20 protein-coding genes and 1 pseudogene are annotated in these 25,637 nt (G+C 49.9%); 11 read left to right on the top strand and 10 right to left on the bottom strand.

All coding sequences use genetic code 11. From position 1 onward, the window contains the following. The first annotated feature begins 151 nt into the window (after positions 1-151). From A3193_RS14390 to A3193_RS14380, 3 genes are read left to right on the top strand one after another with little or no spacing between them, the layout of a single operon-like run. Positions 152-1,312 carry a Na/Pi symporter gene (locus A3193_RS14390; protein ID WP_069015136.1) on the top strand — a complete coding sequence of 387 codons (1,161 nt, stop codon included), beginning with the start codon at positions 152-154 and terminating at the stop codon, positions 1,310-1,312. A 20-nt stretch (positions 1,313-1,332) separates the two neighbouring features. Further along, on the top strand, positions 1,333-1,557 hold the full coding sequence (locus A3193_RS14385; RefSeq protein WP_069015135.1) for a DUF1307 domain-containing protein: 225 nt from the start codon (positions 1,333-1,335) through the stop codon (positions 1,555-1,557). Positions 1,558-1,567: 10 nt separating this feature from the next. Next, positions 1,568-2,041, top strand: coding sequence for a hypothetical protein (locus A3193_RS14380; RefSeq protein ID WP_069015134.1), 474 nt, complete (start codon positions 1,568-1,570; stop codon positions 2,039-2,041). A 144-nt stretch (positions 2,042-2,185) separates the two neighbouring features. Here the strand turns inward: A3193_RS14380 and A3193_RS14375 are convergent, their stop codons facing one another. Next, complete coding sequence (locus A3193_RS14375) at positions 2,186-4,006, bottom strand: GGDEF domain-containing protein (RefSeq protein WP_069015133.1); 1,821 nt, start codon at positions 4,004-4,006, stop codon at positions 2,186-2,188. Positions 4,007-4,195: 189 nt separating this feature from the next. On the opposite strand from A3193_RS14375, the gene A3193_RS14370 reads away from it, so the two are divergent. Beyond that, positions 4,196-4,609 carry a hypothetical protein gene (locus tag A3193_RS14370; protein WP_141694563.1) on the top strand — a complete coding sequence of 138 codons (414 nt, stop codon included), beginning with the start codon at positions 4,196-4,198 and terminating at the stop codon, positions 4,607-4,609. 85 nt (positions 4,610-4,694) lie between these two features. Then, positions 4,695-5,594: a hypothetical protein gene (locus A3193_RS14365; RefSeq protein WP_155523058.1), complete on the top strand. Its 900-nt coding sequence runs from the start codon at positions 4,695-4,697 to the stop codon at positions 5,592-5,594. Here the strand turns inward: A3193_RS14365 and A3193_RS14360 are convergent. The 4 genes and pseudogenes from A3193_RS14360 to A3193_RS21110 all read right to left on the bottom strand — a co-directional run. Next, positions 5,554-7,656 carry an MMPL family transporter gene (locus A3193_RS14360; RefSeq protein WP_069015130.1) on the bottom strand — a complete coding sequence of 701 codons (2,103 nt, stop codon included), beginning with the start codon at positions 7,654-7,656 and terminating at the stop codon, positions 5,554-5,556. The two genes, A3193_RS14365 and A3193_RS14360, sit on opposite strands and share 41 nt — an antisense overlap. Before the next feature lie 151 nt (positions 7,657-7,807). After that, positions 7,808-7,942: a hypothetical protein gene (locus A3193_RS20920; protein WP_268802804.1), complete on the bottom strand. Its 135-nt coding sequence runs from the start codon at positions 7,940-7,942 to the stop codon at positions 7,808-7,810. A 126-nt stretch (positions 7,943-8,068) separates the two neighbouring features. After that, positions 8,069-8,311, bottom strand: coding sequence for a hypothetical protein (locus A3193_RS20805; RefSeq protein ID WP_069015129.1), 243 nt, complete (start codon positions 8,309-8,311; stop codon positions 8,069-8,071). A 52-nt stretch (positions 8,312-8,363) separates the two neighbouring features. Then, positions 8,364-8,486, bottom strand: a pseudogene (locus tag A3193_RS21110) (hypothetical protein); the annotation flags it as partial. A 519-nt stretch (positions 8,487-9,005) separates the two neighbouring features. Here A3193_RS21110 and A3193_RS14350 point away from each other — a divergent pair. Then, entirely contained in the window at positions 9,006-10,007 is a 1,002-nt protein-coding gene (locus A3193_RS14350; RefSeq protein ID WP_071932357.1) for a porin, read from the top strand. Between the two features lie 71 nt (positions 10,008-10,078). Here the strand turns inward: A3193_RS14350 and A3193_RS14345 are convergent, their stop codons facing one another. The 4 genes from A3193_RS14345 to A3193_RS14335 all read right to left on the bottom strand — a co-directional run bounded on the left by A3193_RS14345 (position 10,079) and on the right by A3193_RS14335 (position 13,901). Continuing rightward, positions 10,079-10,762, bottom strand: a complete 684-nt coding sequence (locus A3193_RS14345; RefSeq protein WP_069003582.1) for a hypothetical protein — start codon at positions 10,760-10,762, stop codon at positions 10,079-10,081. Positions 10,763-11,467: 705 nt separating this feature from the next. Next, positions 11,468-11,620 (bottom strand): hypothetical protein, encoded by a 153-nt coding sequence (locus A3193_RS20590; protein ID WP_155523039.1) that lies wholly within the window; start codon positions 11,618-11,620, stop codon positions 11,468-11,470. A gap of 183 nt (positions 11,621-11,803) precedes the next feature. Next, positions 11,804-13,183, bottom strand: coding sequence for an ATP-binding protein (locus A3193_RS14340; RefSeq protein WP_069003583.1), 1,380 nt, complete (start codon positions 13,181-13,183; stop codon positions 11,804-11,806). Beyond that, positions 13,167-13,901 carry a response regulator gene (locus tag A3193_RS14335; protein WP_069015128.1) on the bottom strand — a complete coding sequence of 245 codons (735 nt, stop codon included), beginning with the start codon at positions 13,899-13,901 and terminating at the stop codon, positions 13,167-13,169. The genes A3193_RS14340 and A3193_RS14335 overlap by 17 nt, the downstream gene beginning before the upstream one ends. A gap of 181 nt (positions 13,902-14,082) precedes the next feature. Here A3193_RS14335 and A3193_RS14330 point away from each other — a divergent pair, with 181 nt between their 5' ends. Both A3193_RS14330 and A3193_RS14325 read left to right on the top strand, forming a co-directional pair. Then, on the top strand, positions 14,083-14,472 hold the full coding sequence (locus tag A3193_RS14330; protein WP_069003585.1) for a hypothetical protein: 390 nt from the start codon (positions 14,083-14,085) through the stop codon (positions 14,470-14,472). A 229-nt stretch (positions 14,473-14,701) separates the two neighbouring features. Continuing rightward, positions 14,702-15,202, top strand: coding sequence for a DUF4405 domain-containing protein (locus A3193_RS14325; RefSeq protein ID WP_069015127.1), 501 nt, complete (start codon positions 14,702-14,704; stop codon positions 15,200-15,202). A 62-nt stretch (positions 15,203-15,264) separates the two neighbouring features. On the opposite strand, the gene A3193_RS14320 is transcribed toward A3193_RS14325, so the two are convergent. Continuing rightward, complete coding sequence (locus tag A3193_RS14320) at positions 15,265-15,639, bottom strand: DUF2452 domain-containing protein (RefSeq protein WP_069015126.1); 375 nt, start codon at positions 15,637-15,639, stop codon at positions 15,265-15,267. Between the two features lie 265 nt (positions 15,640-15,904). Here A3193_RS14320 and A3193_RS14315 point away from each other — a divergent pair, with 265 nt between their 5' ends. From A3193_RS14315 to A3193_RS14305, 3 genes are all read left to right on the top strand, one after another. Continuing rightward, positions 15,905-19,531 carry an EAL domain-containing protein gene (locus tag A3193_RS14315; protein ID WP_069015125.1) on the top strand — a complete coding sequence of 1,209 codons (3,627 nt, stop codon included), beginning with the start codon at positions 15,905-15,907 and terminating at the stop codon, positions 19,529-19,531. A 465-nt stretch (positions 19,532-19,996) separates the two neighbouring features. After that, positions 19,997-21,721 (top strand): autotransporter assembly complex protein TamA, encoded by a 1,725-nt coding sequence (locus A3193_RS14310; protein WP_069015124.1) that lies wholly within the window; start codon positions 19,997-19,999, stop codon positions 21,719-21,721. Continuing rightward, positions 21,718-25,458 (top strand): translocation/assembly module TamB domain-containing protein, encoded by a 3,741-nt coding sequence (locus A3193_RS14305; protein WP_083218773.1) that lies wholly within the window; start codon positions 21,718-21,720, stop codon positions 25,456-25,458. Before A3193_RS14310 ends, A3193_RS14305 begins: the two co-directional genes overlap by 4 nt. Positions 25,459-25,637: the final 179 nt, after the last annotated feature.

The raw sequence follows: 25,637 nt of genomic DNA, 5'->3' as shown, positions 1-25,637 counted from the left end.
GCATTGTGTAAAAAATACATAAGTTGTGTGACCAAGTCATGTCGCTTTTGCTAGTTGAGATATCTCTTCAGTAACCACTATGTCACCTTGAAAAAGTACTATTCAGTGGAGATTAACCGATTATAGTCATTCAAGGTTTAAGGAGAGATCTGTGAACGAAGCAGTGGCACAAACTTCTGTCTCGGCGGGGACTTCAAATTGGAAACAATGGTTCACTATAGCCTTCTTGGTTTATCTGCTTTTGGTTGCCGTGGGGATGATCGGAAGTGGATTCAAACTGGCTGCGGGACCTCAAGCCAAAGAGCTATTTGAATTTGCCAGTAATCCGATAACAGCACTGGTGATTGGTGTTTTGGCCACTGCCCTTATTCAGTCATCAAGTACCGTTACATCGATAATTGTTGGCTTGGTGGCAGGAGGGATGCCGGTTGAAATTGCGATCCCAATGGTAATGGGTGCAAACATTGGTACGACAGTGACTAATACCATTGTGTCTTTGGGAATGGTGAAACAGGGCGATGATTTCAGGCGTGCGTTTGCTGCGGCAACCATTCACGATTTCTTTAATGTTCTTAGTGTTGTGATATTTCTTCCATTGGAAGTAATGTTCGGTTTGTTGGAGAGAGTGGGGGCTTACTTGGCCCAGTTAATGGTGGGCGGCGAGTCTATGTCGGTTAAAGGGTTTAATTTTATCAAGCCTATAGTTAAGCCACCGTTAAACCTATTAAAAGAATCACTTGGAACTATCGGCTTCTCAGATCTGATCGTTGGTATTGTCTTAATCGTTTTGGGCATTACATTTATCTTTTTTGTCATAACGGCGATTGGCAAGATTCTGAAAGTTATCATGGTCGGTAAAGCTAAAGATATACTGCACAATGCTGTAGGTCGAGGGCCTGTTCTAGGTATATCGTCAGGAACACTTATCACAGTGTTGGTTCAATCATCGTCAACAACCACCAGTTTGATCGTTCCTCTGGCAGGTAGCGGGGTTTTCTCCCTGCGTCAGGTCTACCCATTCACGTTGGGCGCCAATATCGGTACCACCATTACGGCGCTCCTGGCTGCGACAGCAGTAACTGGTGTCAATGCAATTTTTGCTTTACAGATTGCTCTAATACACCTTCTCTACAATCTGATCGGCGTAATCGTGATATATGGTGTTCCCCTGTTGCGTGACATTCCGGTTAAAGCTGCAGAAACCCTTTCGGTATTAGCCCAGAAAAACAAACTGTATGTGGCAGGATATATGTTGCTCGTATTTGTCATTATTCCGCTACTTCTGATCGGTACAAGTGAATATTTGTTCTAAGTCTCAAAGGAGTTGTTGAAATGTCTGATATTCAAACGCATAAGCAGGCCTTGGAAGAGAAAATCGCTGAACTGGAATCTAAACTTGCAGGTCTGAAGGGGGAACTGCAAAAAGAGGTTGAGTTTGAACAACATAAAGCCGTTGATCAACTGGATTTTCACTACGCGGATCTGGATACGACCTTTAACTCTCTTAAGGAGTTCTTGAATATGCTTCGTGATGACTTCAAGAAAACATTCGGTTAAGGAGTTCAAAATGAAATTGCTTATCATTGCTAGTGTTGTATTGATGGTTGGTCTTAATCCGGCTTTTGCTGGCACAGAAAAGAAGATTGCCCTATCTGAAGTTCCGCAAACTGTGATGAAGGTGTTGAATCAGCGTTTTGAAAAAGCTACTTTATTGACGGCCAATATAGAAACGGAAGAAGATGGGTCTGTCGTTTATGAAATTCAGGGGAAATTATCGGATGGTCATTTAGCAGAATTTGATGTTTTTCCCGATGGAAAAATTGAAGAAGTTGAAATTATATTTCCGATTGAAATGGTACCAGGCGCAATTCTTAAGGCGCTCGACAAAAAGATGCATGGTTTTGTTCCTAGCAAGATAGAAGCCACTCACTCTGCGAGTATGAAGGTGGTTGGATATGAATTTGAAGGTACTCTTAATGGTCAGAAGCTGGATCTCGAAGTGTCAGCAGACGGGCGTACGATTACCATCGCTGACCAGTAGTGATACTTGGTGTCGGTAAATATTGGGTACTGATTATTAGTATAGGGTGAAGTGGTTTAAATGATTCATGACAAATCGGTTTACTGATCAGGCTATCTCCATATGAGTAACTGATCGATTAAATTTTCGTTGTATGCAAGGAGTTTATTGTCGACTGTCAGGGAGATTGATTGAAATTACATTGTTGGGTATATCGGAATCATCTGATTTGGTGTTAAAAACGTCCTGATAGGAGCGTCTGTCGATAAACAGTGAATTGCCTTTGGTTTTCTTTGCTTGCTTTTTAACTTCACTGGAGATCGAGGCTACTTCTTTATGTGAGGTGAAAAATTTGTGGTTGACTTGGATCACTCCTATCGAAATAGAGATGATATCGTAAAATTGTTGATTGCCCGATCTGTCGATGGCCGGAATGCCACCGCACTCTTTATGTTTTTCATCGTAGAATCGTAGTGCATGATTTTGGAAATGATCGAGTATTTTCCGACAACGCGCTTCCCAGTCAATACTGCGAAATATCACAATGAAATCATCTCCCCCGATATGACCAACGAAATCCAGCTCGAATTGAGAGTGTCTGGACAGTAGTTGGCCGATCTCGCGGATCACGTCATCACCACGGGCATAGCCATATGTATCATTGAATGGCTTGAAGTTATCTACATCACAATAGGCTAATACGAACGAACTGTTTGCTGAAAGCAGTGTATCTATCTGTTGGTTTATTCGCAGGTTACCAGGCAACATGGTGAGTGGGTTAGCATGTCTTGCAGCCGTTATCCTGTAGTCTGTAACGGCTCGTAGAAGATCAATAAGTGAGCCTACACCTGTATATTTTTTGTTTTTATCAACAATCACAAAATATTCGTCAGGCAGGGTTTCGTTGTTGTCTGTGATCTGATTGCTAAGGCGTTCAATTTCAGTCTCTTCGGTAACCGTTATGGGCTCATCATTCATGATCAGTACGACTGGCTTTCGCCCATACAGATCACGTCCATAATGACTGGAAAAAAGTTGTTGCAGGCTGTTTCTGGTAATGATGCCTAGAGGCTTGCTTTTCTCAATAACGACTGCAACATGGAGAGATTTATCCTGATAAAATTTATCAGCCAGTGATCTAACGGAGAGTCGTGGTGAAATTGTCAATGTGGGTTTGCATAGTGCGCGAACCTGAAGGTCATTGCTCAGAAACGTTGTGCCATCATTCAACTGCCTGAGACGGGCTGGAGTATGTTTGATCGGCGTACGTTGAGGTCTGGCAATCAGGTAACCTTGTAGATAGTCAACCTCCAGAGATTGAATGGTCTCCAGTTCCTCTTCGGTTTCTATACCCTCAGCTATAATGGAACAGCCGATGTCATTGGCGATTTCACAGAACGAGCGAACAAACTGACGTTTTACAGAGTCTTCATGGATGTTCTGAATGAAGTGACCATCAATTTTCACATAATCCGGTCGTATTTCTGACCATTGGCGAAGACTCGAATAACCCGCGCCGAGATCATCAATGGCAATTCTTAGTCCGTGTGCCCGCATCTCTTCCAGGATTGAGATCATTGGGATGACGTCTACAACGGGGTGCCTCTCAGTGATCTCAATGACCACTTGATCGGGGCATATACCTGCTTTCTTCAAGCGGTTGGTGAATTCTGTAATGATGAAGTCACCACTCGATATGCAGAAAGAGGAGAGGTTTAAAAACAGCATGCCCTGCAAGCCAAGTTTCTTACGCCGCTTGAGGTGTGTATTGATGCTGTGAATTTCTATCCTGTTGCCGATACCGTATTGCTCAGCCAGGGAAAAAAGCATCTGTGGGGAGTGCCATGCTTTATCAGATGGTCCTCTGATGAGTGCTTCGTAACCGATAATCTCAAGCGTGTTGGCTGTAACGATAGGCTGGAATAAACTGATGAGTTTATTGTCTTTGATTGCCTTGAGAATGGCTTTTTCAGAGTCGACTGTCATTGTGGCTCGACGTGCTGGGCAAAGTTTGTCATGTCAAATATAAAGAATGAGTATGACGTTTGTGTGAAAACATTCAGTTGTGGGAATGGAATTACTGAAAGCTCAACAATCTGCACTAAAACCGATAAAAATGTGCGGTTAAGTTTATGTCTATAATCAATGATGCTTCAAACAGATTCTCCGTATTCCATGAATAATCGATTAATTCTCCTGGACTGGACCTGGTGTCTACCGCAAACCTTAGTGGGGCTCGGTTGGTATTTTCTGATTACCCGGCTGCTGGATAGAAGGGCGCAAAAGGTTAACCAGTTGGGTGCTCTGCGTGTCATCCGCTATCAGCGGTTGACCGGAGGTGTCAGTTTGGGACCTTTTCTGTTCTATCAGCACTCCTCCTGTGGATATGAGATGCTCTATCACGAATATGGTCATTACCGACAATCAATGCTGCTGGGGCCCCTCTATCTGCCTTTGATCGGTCTGCCATCAATCGGTTGGGCAGTAGTCAAAAAAGCAGGATTCTTTCAACAGACTCCCTACACTGCCTTCCCCACAGAGCGTTGGGCTGACCAATTGGCTGAAAACTGTGTCAGGTTGGAGAATTGAAAATTCCTGCTAGGGTTATTGGATTAGTGTTAACAGGTCCTAATACAAAAAAATAGAGAAAGACAGATTCAATTCGAGGTCGATGATGAAAAAGTTTCGCCAACTACTCCTGATGCTATTTATTGCCCTTACTTTGGTCGCTTGTCCGGGTGACAACGATGATGATGACGATAATGGCACCGATACCACAACCGATAGTGATGACACTGGTGACGACACGGGGGGGGATACGGGTGATGATACCGGGGGAGACACAGGAGGTGATACAGGAGGTGATACAGGAGGAGACACTGGAGGTGACACAATTTCGGGTAACCTGGTACTGCAGACCGCTGACAATCCTAATGTAGCGCCTTGTCCAATGCAGGATATTCTGACCGACAGTACGTCAATCGCCGCACTGCGTACGGCATTGTCTTCGGGCACATTGCTCTACCTCGACGTTCCGTTCAATGGTAGTGACAGCGATATCTACCGAAAGAAATGCGGTCTGGAAGGCTTCTGGAATCCGACTGACAATAGCGCAGAGATAAGTCTCTCATCGATCGGACTTGATCCTGCCACTGCACCGAACATTACCGATCTGGTGTTGTTCGGTAATGCGGGAATCTGTGCTGATGGATTCAATAACAGCAGTTTCGGGGTTGGTGAAGGCTTTCCTGTTGCGGGTATCTATCGCAAGGAGATCAAAGCGTCGCATCAGGGTACCACCTATCATCTGCGATTCAGGGCTGTTGTGAGTGGTACCTCGGCGGGCAATACTTTCAGCTCCGAGGGTATTACCCCATCCACCGGGCTCAGTGCATTGGTATACCATGTCAATGGTGTGCAGACCGATCATGATGGAGTGTTTGCCGCGTTGGTGAACGCCATGAGTGCCAGTAGCAGCTCAGCGCCAGGGGCCACCGTTGAGGTTAGAAAGAGTGCCGGCGGAGCGGTGATCTTTACTGCAATTGTTGAGGTGATTTGCGTCTCATCAAGCTGACCAGAGCCGGCAGCAGGGTCAGATCCAGTAGCAGGGCAAGTGCCATACCGACTGAAAGCAGTATGGCAATGTGTTGGTTGGCTTGCAGTGAGGAGAGACCCAGTGTGGCAACACACAGGCATAGCATCAGGGTTGTCGAGGTCAGCGCCGTACCGCTTTTAATGGCGTTGTAACGAAGCAGGCGGCGAAGCGATCCGGTTCGCTTGCGATGCCATAGCAGGTGTATGGTGTCATCAGCTGCCAGACCAAACAGCATCGCGGGAACTCCAAGCAGGGCCAGTGACCAGTTGATACCGACTGTTCCCATGATGCCGACGACCAACCAAAGCGGTAACAGGGTTACCAGCAGTGCGGCAAGCACCAAACCGGGCTGACGAAATACCACGATCAGCAGCAAGATAATACCGCTCAATGAGATCAGCAGACCATTAACCGCGCCTGACAGTCCCAGTGACTCCACTTCGGGGTAGAGATATCCCGGACCGCCAAAGACTAACCGGTGATGGCTGAGCATGGTTTGATCGAAATGCTTCAGCCAGCCGATGATCTGCTGTTGCCGCTGCCGTTCCAGCGGTGAAAAGAAGACATCCAACCTGAACACGCCTGAGTTATCCGGATATCCCATCAGTTGAGAAGAGGCTGATCCCATTTTGCCGCACTCATCATCGCACAGGGTATGGATTATCGCTGTAGGAAGTAGCAAGCGGGTCTCAGGTAATTTGCTGAGATAATCTGCTGTGGCACTGACCGCATGGAGTAGCTGGTTGTTCGCACTCCCCGTGTTTTTCGTTGCAGTCAGATAGAGGGTTAGAGGGCGTAAATCACTGGTGAAACGCTGTTGAAGTAACTCGGTTTGACCACTCATCGGGTGATCACTGGCAAAGATATTCGGAAACGGGATCTCTGTTGTAACCTTTTGCGCAAACGGCACCATTGATAGGGTGAATACCAACCAGGTGATGAGAACTGGTAGCGGATAGCTGTCTGTTGTCCTGACCAGGGAGTGACTCAGTGTGGCAAACCAATTGACTCGAGACTGCTGCCGGGTTGTGCGATGCTTTGGTTCCAGCAGTAGCCAACCGAGCAGAAAGGTGTTGATCAGTGCAAGTCCAGTACCAGCTGCTGCAGTTAATCCGAAACTTTGCAGTAATGGCGAACTATTCTGCAGCGCCAGGGCGCCAAAACCGATAAAGGTGGTGGCTGTGGTGACGGAGCAGGGTCCTATCAACTCCCGAAATGCGTGGCGGAATGGCTGGGGAGTGCCACGTCTATGGAGGCTCTCCAGTCGGTCCACCAAATGTGCCGCATCCATCGATGAGACTGCCCAGATTAATGGTATGACGGCGAGTAACAGGGCGTTGAAACCTCCTTCCAGACTGAAATTGAAGATCAGCAGGGTAAGGGTGGTTGTGCTACTGGCCGTTAAAAAAATGAAGGCCGGAGCCGGCAGGGATCTGAAGGCAAGCAGGGGGATCAGCAGGATGATCAATCCTAGCAGGGGAGCGATGCGGGCCAGGTCGTCGTTGGCAGCCTGCCATGATTGAGTACGGATCGACTCTGGAGAGTAGAGCGCGATCTGTTTCATTTCGGATGGTTTCAGCAGATGGCCGAGCTTTGCTTCAATCGCCTGGTGGAGTGAGCTATGGGTTTGTTTGGATTCTCGATTGCTATGGCGCCAAAAAAGAACTGATCCGGAATCGCTCTGCTCAGCGTATTTGCATTCACTGAGTTTGAGTTGGGCTTGTGGTGCAGGGGAGTTGGTTACCGGTGCTGATACGCAGAGCAGCTTTGTGCCATCCGTTGAGTCCTGTAACTGTTCCAACAACTTCTGAATTCTCTCCATGGGCAGGGTGTCGGAAAAGTCGAGCAGCACGAAATGGGTGGTGCTTTCTAAAGAGTCATGTATCTGTTTTGCATCAGCGACGATCTCTGAAGGGAGCAGCTGCTCGACAGTTGGCGTTGAGGATGGTCTGAACCAGCCTGATATGGCAGCCCAGATTGATAACATCAGCAGGGAGGCAAACAGAAGGCGTGGGTTCAGCGGCATATGGGTTTGGGCCATGCGGAATTTGAATCAGATGCAGATCATCCCTGGGCGAAGTGAATTTGTCTTTTAGAGTCAGTATAAGACACTGTTTTTATTGTGGTCGAAGTTCACCGGAAAACAACCTGTGTTCTCAGGTTGACTCTTATTACCGGGATTGCTAATCGGCTCAGGTGCTGTTCTCGATGATTTTATAGTGTTCGATGTTCAGGCTGGTGATGTCCTTGTATTTGAAAAACCAGGCGGTCGCCGCATATCTCATAGAAACGAAGTGCTTCACCGGGCTGCTCGGCTTGCTCCTCATCAATCGATGTCTCATCTGCAATCAGTTGGCGTCTGACCACGGAGGATAAAATGATACGGTCGAGATTTCCTGAGTCTGTGAGGTAGAAATCCTCAGGATTCCGTAGTAGAGGTAGGTTGCTTCTACCTATTTTACAGTGACCGCAAGCTTCACAAAATCCGCCTCATCCCCTTCATCGTTGAAGCCTTTCAGGAGATAGAACCAGGGAGTATCGAAGCGAAAGAAATCGCTCAGCAGAGGGTGTCGGTCGAGTTTGAGTTTGATTACCAGTTTTTGTGCGATCAGGCCAAGCAGATAGGAGCAGATATAGATTGACATCAGATAGGTGATGAAGCCGGGCATGTGTCCGGCGGAGCGGGTGATGGCCATCTCCAGTCCGTTTCCGCCCGTCTACCGGTTGTGTGAAGCTTCGAGGCGGAAAAAAGGGTGTCAATACCGCTACCAGCTGATCGTCTGGAATGCCTGGACCGTTGTCGTCAATATGGATGGTGACCCGGTCCGGCCTGGTGGTGAGACTGGCGACCACGGTCTCACCATATTTCAAAGCGTTATCAATCAGGTTATTGAGTGCCCTTCGCAATGAAACTGGTCGGCAGATGAAGTTAAACCGTTCCGGTCCCTCATGGATAGCATCGCCGCCCAGGGTCTTCTCCCACGTCTCCTGATCCTCGAGTTATTCAGCCCTGAGCCGCAGGGTGGTGGTAGGGGTTCTCTGGTCATGGGATACCGCAGCGAGGCATCGATACACTCCAATACTCATTTTTTTCTTAGTTGACTATCACTAAATTGTTAATCATGAGTACCACCAAAGTAATACAAAATGAGACACTCTGTTGTGAATATGCAACATCGTGACTATTTTGAATAAAGAAATTTTAGTAGGCAGTGCTTTTTAAGGAAAATTATTACCATAAAAACAATAAGATAAAAAATATATTGACAATAACAATACTGAATATTTAAAAATGTTGCGTTTTTGTTTCAGCATGTCTCATAATGTATTTGCGCAACAGGATGTTGCATTTTTACAATAAAATTCTTGTATAGCGGAGGAGTGAAATCCATGAAGAAATTCATACTTGCTACATCAGTTGCAGCTGTCTGTGCTTTACCCATGGCGGCGACAGCAGGAAACACCGTATATGGAACGTTGAGTTATTCGGTTAACAGCGTCGATCAAGATACGGCTGGGGGGCAGGATGGCCTGAGTGGAGAAGATAACGTCTCATTGCTTGGGGTCAAAGGTTCGTTCGGCGATTCAATCAAGGCCTTCTATCACTTGCAGACCGGTGCACCATCTGATGCAGACGGATCCGGGCGGGCATTCAGGCAGCGTTTCTATTTCGGCGGACTGAGCGGTAGTTTCGGTAAGGTCGCCTATGGACGAATGACAAATGCCTACAAATTCCCCGGCTTTGCCATGGACCCTTTTTATAATCTCTCACATGTCAATGCTGGCGGCAGTGTGGCATTTGGTGGTGCTACCTACGGTCTGTCACCCGCGACTAACGGTTTTACCGATAATGCCCTGCAGTACACTAGTCCGGCGCTGGGTGGTAGTTTCACAGTGAATGCAGGCGTCTATATCGACGATAGCAACGAAGATGAACATGGATATAATTTTGGCGGTCAATGGAAGGCGGACAACTTCAACGTTGGGGTGCAGTTCGCATCAAACGGCGATGTCGGTACCGTTCCGAATGTGGTTGCTGATGGAGATGCCGTGCGCCTGTATGGTGGATACAAGGGCGATAACTGGAGTGTGGGTCTATCCTATGAATCAGTTGACCTCAGTGCATCAGTTGAGGATGTTGGTTATCTCTACCTCGTTGGCCGATACAAGGTAACTGCCACAACTGAGGTTATTGGCTCCATTGGCTCAGTTGATGACGGTCCTGCAGAAGGTACAGGCTTTATGGGCGGTGTATTCCATACCATCACAGACAATACTCAGATCTATGTAACTTATAGTGCAGCAAGCATTGAGCCTTCCGGCGGAACGGACAAAGATCCTTCCGTGTTTGCTATCGGTGCGAAGCATAAGTTTAAGTTTGGTGGTAGTTAAATCTGAAATAGTTTAATCTCCGGGGTAGATCAAGGCTTTCGGGTTCATCCCGTCAGCCTTTTTTTTTGTACTCAGTTCGACAGCTCCCTTAACACTTTTTCGACACGTTCTAGTGAGATGTCATCTCTTATTGGAATGGCGGTCTGATCGCCCTTTTCCATTTTCGCAAGTATCAATTTGCGGTCACGAGGTTTTCTGTCTTTAAGCTGACCGATAATCTCCCGATGGATCGAGCCTTTCACGATTGCGACGCCATCTCCGTACAGGATATATTTCTTGCCCGTTTTTAGTACTTCAAGGCCTTTTCGCCCAATTGCAAACTTAACATCCTGGCATGCTATTGGTGCGAAACCGTATAGATCCTCTTCACCAATCTGAACGCATTCTTCTCTTGTGTAGTTCAGTGAATCCTGGGTCAGCTGGATATCACGTCCTTTAATTGCGATTCTAAGGAACTGTTCGATATCTTGAGCGCTACTACTTTCCATAGATCGGATTTGCCTTGGTTGCTGTGCATCCTCGCCAGCTTTTTTCTCTGTAGGTGTTGCCATATCGGTCTTATCGCCTGGTGTCTCGTTGCTGCCAGTAGGTGCTATTGAAGTGCAGATTTTTGTAATTTGATCAGTTGAGAAACCTTTACCCAAATAGTATTCCACATCACTGCGAGTGCAGGCTGCATAGGATTGATTAATACTGACGATTAAAGCCAGAATGAAAAGAAAGAATTTTGTAACAACCCGGAACTGTGTATTCATCTCAACCTCTTGGCACCCTGTTTATTGTTAGCATCTTCGAAGTTTACACAAACCGTGTAAATGTGCCCACTTCATGCGCGTGAATTGACAATTTCTGTCTTATTGAAAATTATGATGGTATTGCACAAGGTTTTATTCACTGGTGTATGTGTATTCTGTACAATGATTTGAGCCAATGCGATGAAGAGTTTCAGTATCACAAGTCTGTTAGAATCGTGTCGCTTCAGGCTACCTATCTTTGCAATGAATAACTTCCCTGCGTGACATCATAGGGTGGCTTGTCGTGCCGCTTGTCCAGGTAAAAATGAAGGCCAAAGCCAAAGCCAAAGCCAAAGCCAAAGCCAAAGCCAAAGCCAAAGCCAGCAATGAACCATTCGGATTCAAAGGGGCCTGTTAGCTGTAAAAACTAGCAGATTCCGTATCCGCATGCAGCCAATCAGCCACAAAGTTGCTGAATTCCTGAAATGCGATAAGTAAAAAAACAGCGGCCGCACCTGAGGGGAGAAGAAGGTTCGCTGCAACATATAGTGGGCTACTCGGTCAGCTGCCGCATTGCCATCGGGCCATAGCGAGGGTGTAAGGTGTTTATACTGCTGACATTTCCGAACTGGTGAAGTTGCCACGGAAGATGAAGCCAGGAAGGATCAGCAGAAACGTGAGTAGTGCGGGTAAAGCAACGTTCACAGTATCGAACTGCGAATCAGCTTATCGGCTCTTTTTGTTGTTTCGCACGGGTACGATGCGCAGCTTGATGCCGCCTTTTTTGACGGTATCGGATTTATCCGCAATCCACTCCTGAAAGGCATCCGGATTGGTTTTTTTCAGCTTAAGGTAGTTGTCTGATTGCAATGCTTTCATAAAACGGCTTTCCTGATTTTAGCCAGAGGTCATCCTGTGGCTAGTATAGCGTTTAATCCTGGTGAACAGTAGCTCGGGCTTGGGCCGCTGCATGATGAATGGTGACAGATTGAACATATCCAACCATTGCATGGTTTTGGGTAAGCTGAGCCGATGTTATATAACAATCAGAAAAATATAATATTATCTATCATGTTGTTTTTCTGACTGATTCAGCACCAGGGTTACCCGCAATCCCCCTTCCGGGCGGTTTTCCAGTGACAGTTCGCCACCATGAGCGAGTATGATGCTGTTGGCTACGGCCAGCCCAAGTCCAGTTCCGCCGGTCTCCCGGTTGCGTGAAGCTTCGAGGCGGAAAAAAGGTGTCAATACCGCTTCCAGCTGATCGTCCGGAATACCCGGCCCGCTGTCATCAATATGGATTGTGACCTGGTCCGGTCTGGTGGAGAGACTCGCCACCACGCTCTCACCATATTTCAAAGCGTTATCAATCAGGTTATTGAGTGCCCGTCGCAACGAAACCGGGCGGCAGATGAAATTGAACCGCTCCGGTCCCTGATATTCGGCATTGCCGCCCAGGTCGGCATGGTCGTCGATCAGGCTCTGCAGCAGAGCCGCGAGATCGGTGGAACGTGCCTGTTCATCCGCTGCTTCGTCACGGGCGAAACTCAGGGTATCGGAGAGAATCGCTTCCATCTCGGCGAGGGTGGTCAGGGTCTTCTCCCGCATCTCCTGGTCCTCGATATACTCCGCCCTGAGTCGCAGCGTGGTGATCGGGGTTCTCAGGTCATGGGATACCGCGGCAAGCATTCGTGAACGATCACAGATCTGTTTCTGTAAGCGCTGCTGCATCAGGTTGAAGGCGTGGATGGTTTGGCGAACCTCCCGGGGCCCCTCTTCAGGAATGGGGGATTGTGGCTGACCGAGGCCGAAGCGCTCGGCGGCATCGGCCAGCTGAGCCATGGGGCGAGCCATGCGTCGGGCAATCAACAGGCCGATGACAATAAGCAGGGCCAGCAGTATCAATAAACCCTGAAGGGTAGCGCTGGCCCAGGGTGGTGCATCCTTGAAATGATGGGTTTGGAAGTTGAGCCATAGATCATCCCAAAGGAGTATCGATATACTGATGGTTTTGATTCCCTTGTCAGCCCGGAACCGGAAATGATCCTCGCCCCGGTGGGATTTGCCACGACCATCGAGTTCAATCATGACACGGATAGCCGAGTGGTCGCGGATGCCGGTTGAACGACTTATGTGGCGGGCAATCTTCTTTTCCATGGGGTGTCTTGGGTGGGAGTCTACCCAGGGAGTTTCGTCCAGGCTGATCTTTTCGCCCTCTTCGGTGACCCGTTTGATGATGCGGCTGCGCTCCTGGTCGGTGGCGTCACTGAGCAGGCGGGTGAGGGTGGCCACCCGCTGTAGATAACGGTAGAGATTATGCTCATCGAAACGGGCTTTGCGTTCGTCCTGTAACAGGATTGCACTGCTGATCATCATCAGCAGTGTTGCACCTACCAGTAGCGCCAGGGTTCGCCCTGCGAGTGTATCAGGCCAGAGACGCATTGTTGTTCTCTACCTTGGCGGCAAAAAGATATCCGCCGCCACGCACGGTTTTAATAATCTGCGGGTTGCGGGGTTGATCACGTAATTTGCGCCGCAGTCGGCTGACCAGCGTGTCGATCGCCCGGTCAAAAGCACGCGCTTCACGTCCACGTGCCAGATCGAGCAACTGGTCCCGTGAGAGTACCCGGCCCGGGCGGGTGACAAAGGCCATCAACAGGGTGAATTCGGCGGTGCTCAATGGGACCAGGGTCTGTTGCGGATCGGTCAGTTCACGGGATGCCGGTCGCAGTGTCCAGCCTAGGAAATTCAGTTGCTGCGACAGCTCCTCACGGCTGACTTCAGGCATTGTACCCATGCGCCGCATCACAGCTTTGATACGTGCAAGTAACTCTCTGGGGTTGAATGGTTTTGCCAGATAGTCGTCAGCTCCCATCTCCAGGCCGATGATCCGGTCGGTCTCTTCACCCATGGCGGTCAGCATGATGACAGGGATATTCGACTCGGCGCGAAGGTTGCGGCACAGGGTCAGGCCATCTTCACCGGGCATCATCAGATCGAGCACGATCAGATCAATCGCTGCATCCTGCAGGCGCTTCTTCATCTCGACGCCATTCGATGCGGTGGTGATGCGATATCCATGATCCGTGAGAAAACGTTGCAACAGGGTGCGAATCTCCTGGTGATCATCAACAACGAGAATGTGGGGTTGGCTATCCATGTGCTCAGTTTAAGGCAAGCGTTGACAGGCGGAAAGGAAGTTTGTGACAGATTGTGTCAAATCCAGGGATTGTCATGGGCTGTTACAAATCTGTCGTTGGTTGGCACGGGGGCGACACATGCAGGGTCTTAAATGGTAGTCGTCAGTAAGACAAAGCAACCAATCAATAGAGGAAAGTGATATGAATAAAGCTTTAAAGGTTAGCATCGTTTCTGCAGTCATTGCGACATCAGGACTGTTTGTTCTTGCTTCCAGTGCCGATGCAGGCTGGGGGGGTAAAAGAGGTTACTGCGATCGTGGCGATATGATGGGTGCTCCTGGCATGATGCAAGGTAAAGGCAAGTTCGGGCCGGCGATGGCGCGGGAGTTGGATCTGACCGCTGAAGAGGCGAAAACTCTGGTATCAGCGCGTCTGATCATGCGCGGTAATGATCGCTTGAAAGTGGGGCAGGTGACAGAAAAGGATGGGGATACCTATCTGGTGGATATCATCACCGTTGATAATTCACTGGTGCGCCAAGTTGAAGTGGATCGTGACAATGGTCTGCCTCGAGGTGGCTTCAAGCGTTAACCGATCGTTAGCAGTACGGGGTGGCATTGCACCACCCCGCTAACTTTTACGGTTTCATGCTTAAGGGATATCCAAGGGATCTCTGATTGGTGCTCTGTTCGTCGTTCTGGTGACTACCAAGGTCCGGGAAAAACCGGTGCCTGGATGATGGCTGAGTCAGAGGTCTTCTGTTGAAAATCATGATCTAATGCCCGTCGTGGCGGGACGCAGGATAGAGAGTCTATTAACAATGAATAATCTGAATACCCGTAAATGGTCGACGCCACTGATCATTGGAAGCGGTCTGGTTGTGGTGATTTCCGGTGTGCTGATGTTTTTTGGTGTACATAATCCGATACAGCTGGCACATGAGTGGGTCGGTATGGTGTTTGCCATCGCCATTGGTTTGCATGTGCTCAATCATTGGGGGGGGATTAAGAAGTACTTTGCTCAACCCATGGCTTTGAGTCTGGTCGGATCTGTGGCTCTCGTCAGCAGTGCCTTTATATTTTTATCCCTTACGGATGCCGGCGCCAGCCCGATGATGAACATCGTGATGAGTATAGAGTCTTCACCGGTGGATGAGGTGGCGCCACTGCTCAATGAGACACCCCAGAGTGTGGTGACTCGCATGCAGGCGGCCGGGCTCAAAGTGGAGGACAGCGCAGATACGATTGTCGAAATCGCCAATGCAAACGATCGCGAACCACGTGCATTGATGAAGCTGTTGTTCAGTCAGAAGAGTTCTTGATTTATCAAACTCTGTGCCGGGGTAATGGAATGCCACCTGGATGCGAACGCTTTGGCCATTGGTTACATCTGGTCGCTGAGCAGTTGATGAATCGCTTTCAGGTGGTCACTCTTGTCTTTAATAATTTTGCCCTGCCAGTCATCCGGCAAGAGCATGGAGAGCAGGGTATTTCCATGACGGTTCTGGTGGAGGTGGTAGATCTGTCCTGGTTTCTTCTGGAAGTTGCACTGAGCCCGGTGAATCTGTTGATCACGGGTCGTTTGTTGAAGTAACGATTTTACCATCGCTTCGAGGTAGGTCTGATAGGGGGTGTCTCTCAAACGGGCTGGATCGACACTGAGGCCCTTGGCAAAAAAACGCACGGCTATTTTATCGTATTCTCTGTGTGAACTCGCTGCAGGATTGAGCAAATGGGTGTGGATATCTAGAGTTTTCATTGGGTTAGGGTCTGTTTGGTCTGATTAACCATATCCTGAAATCCTATGTGCCTGTTGTCATCCAAAGCGTCAACCAGCCTCACCGGTACCCCCCGATCCATTGTCTTGGGCGTCAGTAACAATCGCTGGCTAAGTCTTTGTGGTTAAAGGGTGAACAACCACCGCCGATAACTTTCTCAATAGGCTTTTTATTGATACAGGCTCTGATTGGCCTGATTTTTCCAGAATGTTCGAATCTATGTGTAATCATCCAGGCAGTAAGCCGATGTGGTTTTCCAGGCTGATCACTCTGCTGTTTCTGATAGCTTGCAGCGGCCCGCTGCTGTCTACCAACAATCCGCAACAAGCCAATCGTGGATATCAGTCGGTTGTTCTGCAGCTGAAGTGGAAGCATCAGTTTCAATTTGCCGGATACTATGCTGCCAAGGCGAAGGGTTACTACAGAGAGTTGGGTCTGGAGGTGGAAATCAGGGAGCATCAGGGTCGCGCCCCGGTTGAAGTGATGCTCGAGGGTGAGGCGGATTATGCCGTCAGCGGGGCGAATGCTCTGATCAAGCGAGCCAATGGCTATCCGGTGGTGGCCTTGGCGGCGATCTATCAGCACAGCCCTTACGCCTTACTGGTAAGAGGCGATTCCGATATTCACCGGGTTTCCGATTTGTTTGGACGGCGGGTGATGATCGGCACTGGTACGCAGGATGCTGCACTCCATGCGATGCTGAAAAGAGGCGGTCTTACCAGCGATGAGTATATTCGCCTGCCCAGCAGTTTTGATGCGAATTCTTTGTTGTCTGGAGAGACTGATGCCTTCAATGCCTATATGACTGATCAGGGTTTTCTGCTGGGTCAGGCGGGAGTGGTGCCCCGCCATATCATGCCGAAGGATTATGGCATCGACTTCTATGGCGATGTGCTGGTTACAACCGAGCAGCGAATCAGTGAAGATCCTGAGCAGGTTGAAAACTTTCGCAAGGCGACACTCAAGGGCTGGGCCTATGCCTTGGCAAATCGGGATGAGGTCGTTGATCTGATTCTGCAAAATTACAATACCCAGGGTATGTCTCGTGCCCATCTTGTCTATGAAGCTGATGTTTCCAAAGAGTTGATACAGCCACTGTTGGTTGAGATCGGCTACATGCATCCTGAACGCTGGAGACAGATACATGAGATATTCATTGAATTGAATTTTCTAGGAGAGAATAGCCGTATCGAAGGGTTGCTGTACCAGGCGAAGCCACCGATACCTGATTGGCTGAGCTGGAGCTATGAACACTATATTTCAGTCCTGATTGGTGCGCTGTTGACGATCGGCTTATTGCTGTCGTTAATTATCGTCAGGCTGCGATTACTGGTCAGGCAACATACCACAGAGCTGATCGAAAAAGAGCGCAGTTATCGAACAATTTTTAATGCTGCACCTGAGGGAATGTGGGTCATTGATCCTCAACGCAAGACAGTGGATGTCAATGATCGCCTGCAGGATTTATTGGGTTACAGTAAGGAGGAGATGCTTGGGAAAACCCCAATGGAGTTCGTCGACGAGACAAATAAACAGATTTTTATTGAGCAGACAAACAGAATAAGTAAAGTCGAAAGACGCAGTTACGATATTGAGCTGCGGCATAAGGATGGGTACAACATCCCGACACACTTCAGTGCGGTAACTTTGCGACAACGGGATGGCAGAGTCTTCTCCTCAATTGCCTTTGTGGAAGATATTACCGAGCGTAAAAGAATGGAGGGAGAATTAAGAGCCGGAGAGCAGAATCTCAGGCGTCTGGTCAATTCACAACCTGCCTGTGTCAGTACCATCGGAAAAGATGGGGAGCTGCTCAGTATCAATCCGAAAGGGCTTGAGATCATTCAGGCGGATACATTGGATCAATTGTCAAAGAATATTATTTTTGATTTGATTGATGAGCCATACAAAGACGCATTTGAACAGATCAATCAATTGGTCTTTGAAGGTCAGAGTGCCTCCTTGACGTTCAGTATTACCGGGTTGAAAGGCAGGCATATCTGGCTGGAAACCCATGCAGTGCCAATCATGGATTCTGAAGGTGAGGTTATCGAACATCTTGGATTGACCCATGATGTGACTGATCGTCTCAATATGGAGATGCAGGTTTACAGCGAACGGGAGTTTTTGCAGGCAGTTATCGATAACATCACAGATGTGGTGATGGTGATCGATCCCGACCTGCAGATTCAATTAATGAACAAGAGTGTCAAACAGGTACTGAAGGGATTTGGTTTTGAGCGTGATCTGCCCAAATACTACTTTGATCTGCCATTCGTCTCCTATCCGGCAGACCGATCTGATGCTCAGGATTGCCCTGTTCACCGGGTACTTGAGAACGGCCGTCAGGCCAGTGCAATCTTGACCCGGCCATTTTCGTCAAACAGTAGCAAATTGAAACGGGTGGAGGTGATCGCCTCTCCTCTGCTGAACAGTGATGGCACTCTGCGTGGTGTTATCGAAGTGGCCAGGGATATCACTGAGCATCTTGAGCTCCTGGATGAGGTCAAACAGCAGAAGGATAACCTGCAACATCTGGCGCACCATGATTCCCTGACCAATCTGCCCAACAGGGCGTTGTTTCTGATGCGTCTGCAACAGGCGATCAGTAAAGCCAAACGTAGTAACTCTCAACTGGCGGTGCTGTTTGTCGATCTGGATCGATTTAAAGAGATCAATGACAGTCTTGGTCATGCGGTTGGCGATATGGTCTTGAAAGAGGTTGCCAAGCGATTTTCGGAAAGTGTGCGGGAAGAGGATCTGTTGGCTCGACTGGGTGGTGATGAATTTACATTCATTTCAGAGGGGCTGAAAAAACCACAGCATGCAGCCACGGTGGCGCAGCAGATTATCCACTCTCTTGAGTTGCCGTTTGAGATGGATAATCATCAGTTCTTTCTGACCGCGAGTATCGGAATCAGCGTCTATCCTCAGGATGGTCGAACGGCAGATACCCTGCTGCGCAATGCGGATGCGGCCATGTATAAAGCAAAAGACGAGGGTAAGAATACATTCCAATACTATACCGCTGATATGACCGAGCAGGCTTTTGAGAGGATTTTTCTCGAATCAAGTTTGCGGCGAGCATTGGTTGAGGATCAATTGGTTGTCTACTACCAACCTCAATATGATACTGCCGGTGGTGGTCTGATCGGCGTTGAAGCTTTGGTACGTTGGATGCATCCCGATATGGGTATGGTCTCACCTTCGAGGTTTATTCCATTGGCTGAGGATACCGGGCTGATCATTTCATTGGGAGAGCAGGTGTTACGAGTTGCCTGTAAGCAGATGGCCAGCTGGTACGAGCAGGGCATAGCGCCGCAGAAGTTGGCGGTCAATCTATCGGTAAAACAGATAAGCAGTGCTGAGCTTATACCGACCATCAAAACCATACTGGAAGAGACGGGGTGCCGGTCTGAGTGGCTTGAGTTTGAAGTGACTGAAGGTTTTTTGATGAAAGATCCTGAGGCCTCGGTTTCGATCCTGCAGCAGTTGCGAGATCTTGGTGCAGACCTGGCGGTTGATGATTTTGGTACGGGTTACTCATCACTGGCCTATCTAAAACGATTTCCATTGACACGGCTGAAAATTGATCGTTCGTTTATACATGATGTGCCTGGTGATGCTGATGATGTGGCGATTACCCGTGCGATCATAGCGATGGCCAAGAACCTGAATCTGAATGTGCTGGCGGAAGGCGTGGAGAACGAGGAGCAGAGACGCTTTCTGGTGGCTGAAGGCTGCAATGATGCCCAGGGTTTCTATTTTGGCCGGCCGCTTTCCGCAGCAGAGACCAGTAAACTGTTGATCAAGGAAAACGGCAATACCAGCGGCTCCTCTGCTTCGGATCTGCCTGATCCATTGCGCGGATAGTTTACTTCTGATACAGCTGGGACTGCGTCTGTTTCCGCTATCGTATCTGGTTTGATCTCTGGTTGGCAGCTGGCTTACAGGGAGGAGAACTTGCTGGAACTCTTGCCCGGTATTAGGGTCTGTTAACACGTATCCAGTAGGCCCTAGTATCTTACTCCTATTCCAGCATCCAAATCGTCTACCGGCTGGCTTTCAGCGTACCCTCGAAATAGACAGGTCCAGTGTGTCTGTGCGTGAGCGCATTAATTGACGGTGAGCAGGACCTTTGTGAATATTTGTCGGCTCGGGATAGAATCGCACAAGTCGCAGATCGATATTTGATATGCTGTGGTTGCTCTGGCCGACAGAGTCAATCCAGGTGCCCGTTGCTCGCTTGTGATCAGGCTGGATCCGGGCTTATCAAGAAGGTTCTTATTAACTCAAAGGTTAGATTTAAAGCTATTCTGTTCAGCTTCTGCAATCCTTATGCGAAACACGATTTTTATACTGGTCCTGTTGTTGATCCCAGTTAACCTCTATGGCCTGGAGGTAGCGGTCAGTGTTAAGGGATTGGAGTCTCAGTTGCGGGATAATGTACTGGTATACCTCTCTATCGAACAGGAAAAAAACCGCACCTCACTGAATCAGGCCAGGCTCCGCCTACTGCATGACAAAGCGGAGAGTGAGATACGTGAAGCGTTGAAGCCGTTCGGTTTTTTTAAGCCCAGCATCATCAGCAAACTTGAACAGCAGGAACAGAGGTTCCAGGCAACTTACACCATCCAGTCGGGCCCGGCGGTGAAGATTGTCGAGGTTGACTTCCAGGTTTCCGGTGAAGGCCGTGAGGATCCTCGGGTGAGCAAGGTTTTTCCTCTGAAAACAGGTGATGTGCTGGATCAAAGTCTCTATGACGGGGCGAAGCAGTCACTGCTTTCCGATACCATCGAACAGGGCTACCTGGACGCAAAATATCTGCAACACAGAATTCTGGTGGATACGGTAAGTGATACGGCGACCATCAGCCTGCACCTGGATACCGGCATGCGGTTGCGTTTCGGTGAGGTCCGATTCAATCAGGATGTCATGGATGCTGACTATCTGGCCCGTTATGTGCCTTTTAATACGGGTGATCCGTTCAGTCAGGAGGCGCTGCTCAATCTGCAGGGGCAATTGACCGACAGCGAATATTTCAAAAGAGTCGAAGTGATCAGTCGTCGGGATCAGGTGGAGGGAGATCGGGTGCCGGTGGATATTAATCTCAAGCCCAACAAAAAGAATCGCTACCGCATCGGTCTGGGTTACTCCACTGACACCGGGCCGAGGCTGACCCTTGATTGGAAAAACCGCCGCATTGGCCGTCGGGGTCACAGAATGCGCACCGAATTTCAGATATCGGAACCGATCAGCAGCATCAGCAGTGAATATGTCATACCCCTTGAGCGGCCCACCGAAGACTATCTGCGTCTGGGTGCTTCCTATGAACATTTCAACTCCGACACCAATCAGGGGGACCGGGCACTGGTCAACCTTACCCACTCAGTGAGCCTGGACAGAGGCTGGCGGCGCAGCCTGGGGCTTGAGTATACCTATGAGGACTATCAGGTCGGCAGTCAGGAGGGTAAAGCAAGACTGTTGGTGCCGAGTGTGGATTGGCTGCGCATCAAGAGTGACAGAAAGCAGCGGATTGAAAAGGGCAAACGCCTGAATTTTCGTATCGAGGGAGCTTCGGATGCCGTTTTGTCGTCCACCAGCTATTTTCAACTCTACGCCAGTGGAAAGGATATTCGTGCTCTGGGTGATGGGGCATGGCGCCTGTTGAGTCGGCTGGAGCTGGGAGCAACCTGGGCTGAAGATTTCACCGAGTTGCCGCCGAGCAAGCGCTTCTTTGCCGGTGGCGATAACACGGTTCGGGGGTTTGGTTATCAGGACCTGGGGCCTGAAGATGAAGCGGATGATGTGATCGGCGGACGCTATCTTGCCGTGGGCAGTCTGGAGATCGATCGCCACATCAGCGGTAAATGGAGTGGTGCCCTGTTTGTCGATGCGGGTAACGCCTATGATCAGGACTATGATTCTGAAACGGCATATGGTGTTGGTCTGGGTCTGCGCTGGCAATCTCCGGTTGGACCGGTTCGTTTCGACGTTGCTTCCGGCCGGGTTGAGGATGAGCAGCACTGGCGCCTGCATGTTGTGGTAGGGCCTGAATTGTGACCCTCTTTAGAGCGATTGCCTTGTTGATCGGTGGCCTGCTGCTGCTCTGCCTGTCACTGATTCTCTACATCGGCATGAGTCAGGATGGCGCCAGGCGCCTGATTGACCAGGCTCAACCCTATCTGCCTGGAAAACTGAGTGTCGAGTCCATCGAGGGGCGACTCGCCGGACCCTTGTTGGTCGAAGGGTTGTGCTATCAGCAGCAGGATGGTCTGAAGTTCTGTATCGAGATCTTCAAGTTCGATTGGCGCCCATGGTCACTGTTGAAAGGACGCCTTGAGATCACAGAGCTGCTGTTCAGCGATTCGGCCCTCAGCCTTCCGCAAGGTGAATCCTCCGATCAGGGCAGTACCCCCTATCAGGGGGTGATGCTACCCCTGGAGATCACAATTGAGCGCTTTTCCAGTCGTCGCTTCCAGCTCACAACCAGCCCGGATGGTGAGCCCCTGGTAGTTGATCACCTAAAGTTCAGGGCGACTACCGAAGATCAACATCTGTTGATCAGTGATCTTGATTTCAAGGGGCTCTCCGCTGAGCTGCTGGTTGATGGTCAGGTCGGACTTGATCGAAACCTGCCCCTGTCGCTGACACTGGAGTGGCGCTACAGTCTGCCAGAGGGCGCCGTGATCGCTGGAGGAGGTGACATCACTGGCGATTCGGAAAGGTTCCATCTGCAACAAAAACTGCAAGCACCGGTTGCCAGTGATCTCGATATCGATCTGTATGATCTGTTCGGTAACGCCAACTGGGAGGCTGTGTTGGCTGTTGATCGTGTCGATCTGGCTGCGTTCGTTGCCGATTTTCCTGCCATGTTGGGTGGCAGAATCGAAGCTCAGGGGAATCTGCAACAGCTGTCATTGAACGGGGATATCCAACTTGATGAGCCCAGACTCGGCAAGTTGTCCAGTGAACTGTCAGCCAGCTATCGGGATCACAGAGTTGATATAACCAAGCTGAAGCTGACCAATCCCAACGACCTGCAGTTTGATGCCCAGGGCCACTATCGGCTTGACGATGGCGTGCTGGCCGCAAGCCTGAACTGGCAACAGTTGACCTGGCCACTCACTGGTGAGTCGGTGAGTGTGGCCAGTGAGCGGGGTGAGCTCGATCTGAAAGGCAGTCTCGAGCATTATGACTATGAGCTGACTATGGCCTTCGATCTGCCTGAGCTACCTGCTGCAGAGATTGATGCGGATGGCCATGGTACTTTGCAAGCCATCACTCTGCAGCAGATGAGCTTGCGTCAGGAGGATGGCCTGATCAATGGTGATGGTTCTTTCGACTGGTCAGATGAACTGAATTGGCGGATGGAGCTTGTTGCTGAGGATTTCAATCCAGGTATTTTTCATCCCGCATTTCCGGGGAAACTGGGCTTTCGCCTGAGTAGCCAGGGCAGGCTGGACAATCAGCAACTTCAGGGAGAGCTGCAACTCGACGCTCTCAAGGGGCGTTTGCGTGACTACCCGGTGCAGGGTGAAGGGGCGGTAACCTTTGCTCAGAATCAAGCGACCATCAAGGTTTTAAATCTGCAGAGTGGTCCGAATCGGATCAATGCATCCGGTTCTGTCGGTGATCAACTGGGACTCGATTGGTCGATGGAAGCTCCGGACCTGGCTGGATTCTGGCCAGGTCTTTCCGGTGAACTGAATGGTCAGGGGCAGTTGCAGGGCACTCTCCAAACGCCACAGATCGTGGCCCAGCTGTCCGGGCAGGATATCGCTTATCAGAGTTATGCCCTGCAGGGACTTGCCGGGGAGTTGGCCTTCGGCATGGGGCAATCCCAGCCAGTCAAACTTCAGCTTGATACCAGTGGGCTTGCTCTGGCTGGCAGAGAGTGGGAGGCATTGAAAGTAGATCTCGATGGTCAGGTTGAGGCGCATCAGCTGAAGCTGGCTCTGAGCGGGCAGGAGGTACCACAGCTGACCCTGATGATCGATGCCGGCCTGGATCAAGCGGGACACTGGAAGGGGCGATTGCAGCAGCTTCGTACGGAGTCAAAGGAGCTTGGTGAATGGCAGCTCGAACAGGCAGCGGATTTCCAGCTTGGGGAGAGAGAGCAGTTTCTGAAACCCTTCTGTCTGGTGGCCGGTGAGAGCCGGTTGTGCGGTGAGTTTGCAAAACACCCGAGTACGGTTTGGCGATCTCAACTGCAACTTGAAAAATTCAATCTGCAAAGGTTGGAGGCCTGGGCTCCCGGCGGTACGAAACTGAAGGGATTGTTAGGCTTTGAAGCGGAACTGAATGCCAACAGGGCTGGTGAGATTGGGGGCCGGGTCGATCTGAAGCTGGCCCAGGCGGGGTTGGGATTCGATTATCAGGATCAGCGGCATGAGGTCGATTTCTCCGGCAGTCGGTTGACGGCCAGGCTCGACGCCGAAGGCGGCACAGCTGAACTTGAGATGCCGTTAAAGGAGCTGGGTGGCATCAATGGCAAGCTGAGATTGCCGGGTTTGAAGCTGCCGGAGTTGGATCTGCAGCAGCAGCGGGTATCCGGTCAGTTGAAAGGTGGCATAGAGAATCTGGCCATGGTCTCCAGCCTGTTGCCACAATTGCAGAACAGTCGTGGTGATTTTGACATCAATTTCGAAATTCAAGGTGTGGTTGCTGAACCCAGGCTGCAGGGTCAGGCAAAACTTAGCGGTGGGGCTGTGGATATCGCTGAACTGGGAACTGAGCTGAGGGATCTTGAGCTGCTGATCGAGGCGATTGAATGGGATCGGCTGAAAGTGACCGGTAAGGTCAACTCCGGGGATGGGGCGCTGTCGATCAACGGCACTACTATACTAAGTGCTGCTGAGGGTTTCCCTTCCGAATATAAAATAACCGGCAAATCCTGGCGGGCAGTGGATATCCCGGAAGCGGAAGTGCTGATCTCGCCCGATATCCAATTCAAGCATCAGGCCGCCGGTACCGAAGTGAGAGGTCTGATCAAGGTGCCTTATGCCCGATTGCGCCCACGGGAGTTACCCAAAGGCGCGGTTTCGGTCAGTTCTGATATGGTGCTGAAGCAGTCTGAGCTGGCTGATGAGCCGGCTCAGCGGGAAGCTCCCTTTCGTGCTGAAGTAAGACTCGCTTTGGGTAAACGGGTCAGCTTTGATGGATTTGGTCTGAGGGGTAACTTCACAGGTGATCTGTTGATTATCGATGAACCGGGTCGACCGGTGATCGGTCGCGGACGTCTTGGTATTGAAGAGGGCGTGTACAAGGCCTATGGACAGGATCTGAAAATAGAGCGAGGTTATGCCCTGTTTGCCGACAGTCCGGTGGATAATCCAGGGATCAATGTGCGGGCGGTGCGGGAAGTGGATGATGTGGTTGCCGGTTTACGGGTCAGCGGTACCTTGAAGAGCCCCAAGCTCGACCTGTTCTCCACACCGGCGATGTCTGAGAGTGATGTGTTGAGTTATATATTGACCGGCAGGCCCCCTGGTGAATCCTCCGGTCAGGTGGGTCTGGCGGCGGCACTGAAAGCGAGCGGCGCCAGTGACCTGGCCGCAGAACTTGGACGGCGCTTCGGGCTGGAGGAGTTCAGGTTGGACACCGGCAGCAGTCTGGAGGAGGCCTCCTTCGTTGCCGGTACCTACCTTTCGCCCAGGCTCTATGTGCAATACATCAACGAGCTCTCCAGTGCGGAGAGTAAGTTGCGAATGCGTTATGACCTGACCGATCGCTGGCAGCTGGAAGCTGAGACAGGCCGTACCCAGGCGGGTGATTTTTTCTACACTTTTGAGAAATAATTTACATAATATCAATGCGTTAGTTATTATCGCCGAAACCAAGTATTGCCCCGATCCTGCGCGTTGTAATTTTTTACACTGCTGCGATATGGCGGCCTGCCGAGTCGCCTCAAGAATTAGTATCCCGATAAATAATTGAACGCAATTTGAATAAATGGCGGTCATTTGACCTGCATCAG

Source organism: Candidatus Thiodiazotropha endoloripes (assembly GCF_001708965.1).
Taxonomy (GTDB): domain Bacteria; phylum Pseudomonadota; class Gammaproteobacteria; order Chromatiales; family Chromatiaceae; genus Thiodiazotropha; species Thiodiazotropha endoloripes.
Note: the sequence above shows the minus strand (reverse complement) of the source record. Positions and strands in the feature narration are given on the sequence as shown.

Coding starts and splice junctions, on each gene's coding strand:
- A3193_RS14385 (WP_069015135.1), top strand. CDS start 1,333: ATGTCTGATATTCAAACGCATAAGCAGGCCTTGGAAGAGAAAATCGCT.
- A3193_RS14380 (WP_069015134.1), top strand. CDS start 1,568: ATGAAATTGCTTATCATTGCTAGTGTTGTATTGATGGTTGGTCTTAAT.
- A3193_RS14375 (WP_069015133.1), bottom strand. CDS start 4,006: ATGACAGTCGACTCTGAAAAAGCCATTCTCAAGGCAATCAAAGACAAT.
- A3193_RS14370 (WP_141694563.1), top strand. CDS start 4,196: ATGAATAATCGATTAATTCTCCTGGACTGGACCTGGTGTCTACCGCAA.
- A3193_RS14365 (WP_155523058.1), top strand. CDS start 4,695: ATGAAAAAGTTTCGCCAACTACTCCTGATGCTATTTATTGCCCTTACT.
- A3193_RS14360 (WP_069015130.1), bottom strand. CDS start 7,656: ATGGCCCAAACCCATATGCCGCTGAACCCACGCCTTCTGTTTGCCTCC.
- A3193_RS20920 (WP_268802804.1), bottom strand. CDS start 7,942: ATGAGGAGCAAGCCGAGCAGCCCGGTGAAGCACTTCGTTTCTATGAGA.
- A3193_RS20805 (WP_069015129.1), bottom strand. CDS start 8,311: ATGGCCATCACCCGCTCCGCCGGACACATGCCCGGCTTCATCACCTAT.
- A3193_RS14350 (WP_071932357.1), top strand. CDS start 9,006: ATGAAGAAATTCATACTTGCTACATCAGTTGCAGCTGTCTGTGCTTTA.
- A3193_RS14345 (WP_069003582.1), bottom strand. CDS start 10,762: ATGAATACACAGTTCCGGGTTGTTACAAAATTCTTTCTTTTCATTCTG.
- A3193_RS20590 (WP_155523039.1), bottom strand. CDS start 11,620: ATGAAAGCATTGCAATCAGACAACTACCTTAAGCTGAAAAAAACCAAT.
- A3193_RS14340 (WP_069003583.1), bottom strand. CDS start 13,183: ATGCGTCTCTGGCCTGATACACTCGCAGGGCGAACCCTGGCGCTACTG.
- A3193_RS14335 (WP_069015128.1), bottom strand. CDS start 13,901: ATGGATAGCCAACCCCACATTCTCGTTGTTGATGATCACCAGGAGATT.
- A3193_RS14330 (WP_069003585.1), top strand. CDS start 14,083: ATGAATAAAGCTTTAAAGGTTAGCATCGTTTCTGCAGTCATTGCGACA.
- A3193_RS14325 (WP_069015127.1), top strand. CDS start 14,702: ATGAATAATCTGAATACCCGTAAATGGTCGACGCCACTGATCATTGGA.
- A3193_RS14320 (WP_069015126.1), bottom strand. CDS start 15,639: ATGAAAACTCTAGATATCCACACCCATTTGCTCAATCCTGCAGCGAGT.
- A3193_RS14315 (WP_069015125.1), top strand. CDS start 15,905: ATGTGGTTTTCCAGGCTGATCACTCTGCTGTTTCTGATAGCTTGCAGC.
- A3193_RS14310 (WP_069015124.1), top strand. CDS start 19,997: ATGCGAAACACGATTTTTATACTGGTCCTGTTGTTGATCCCAGTTAAC.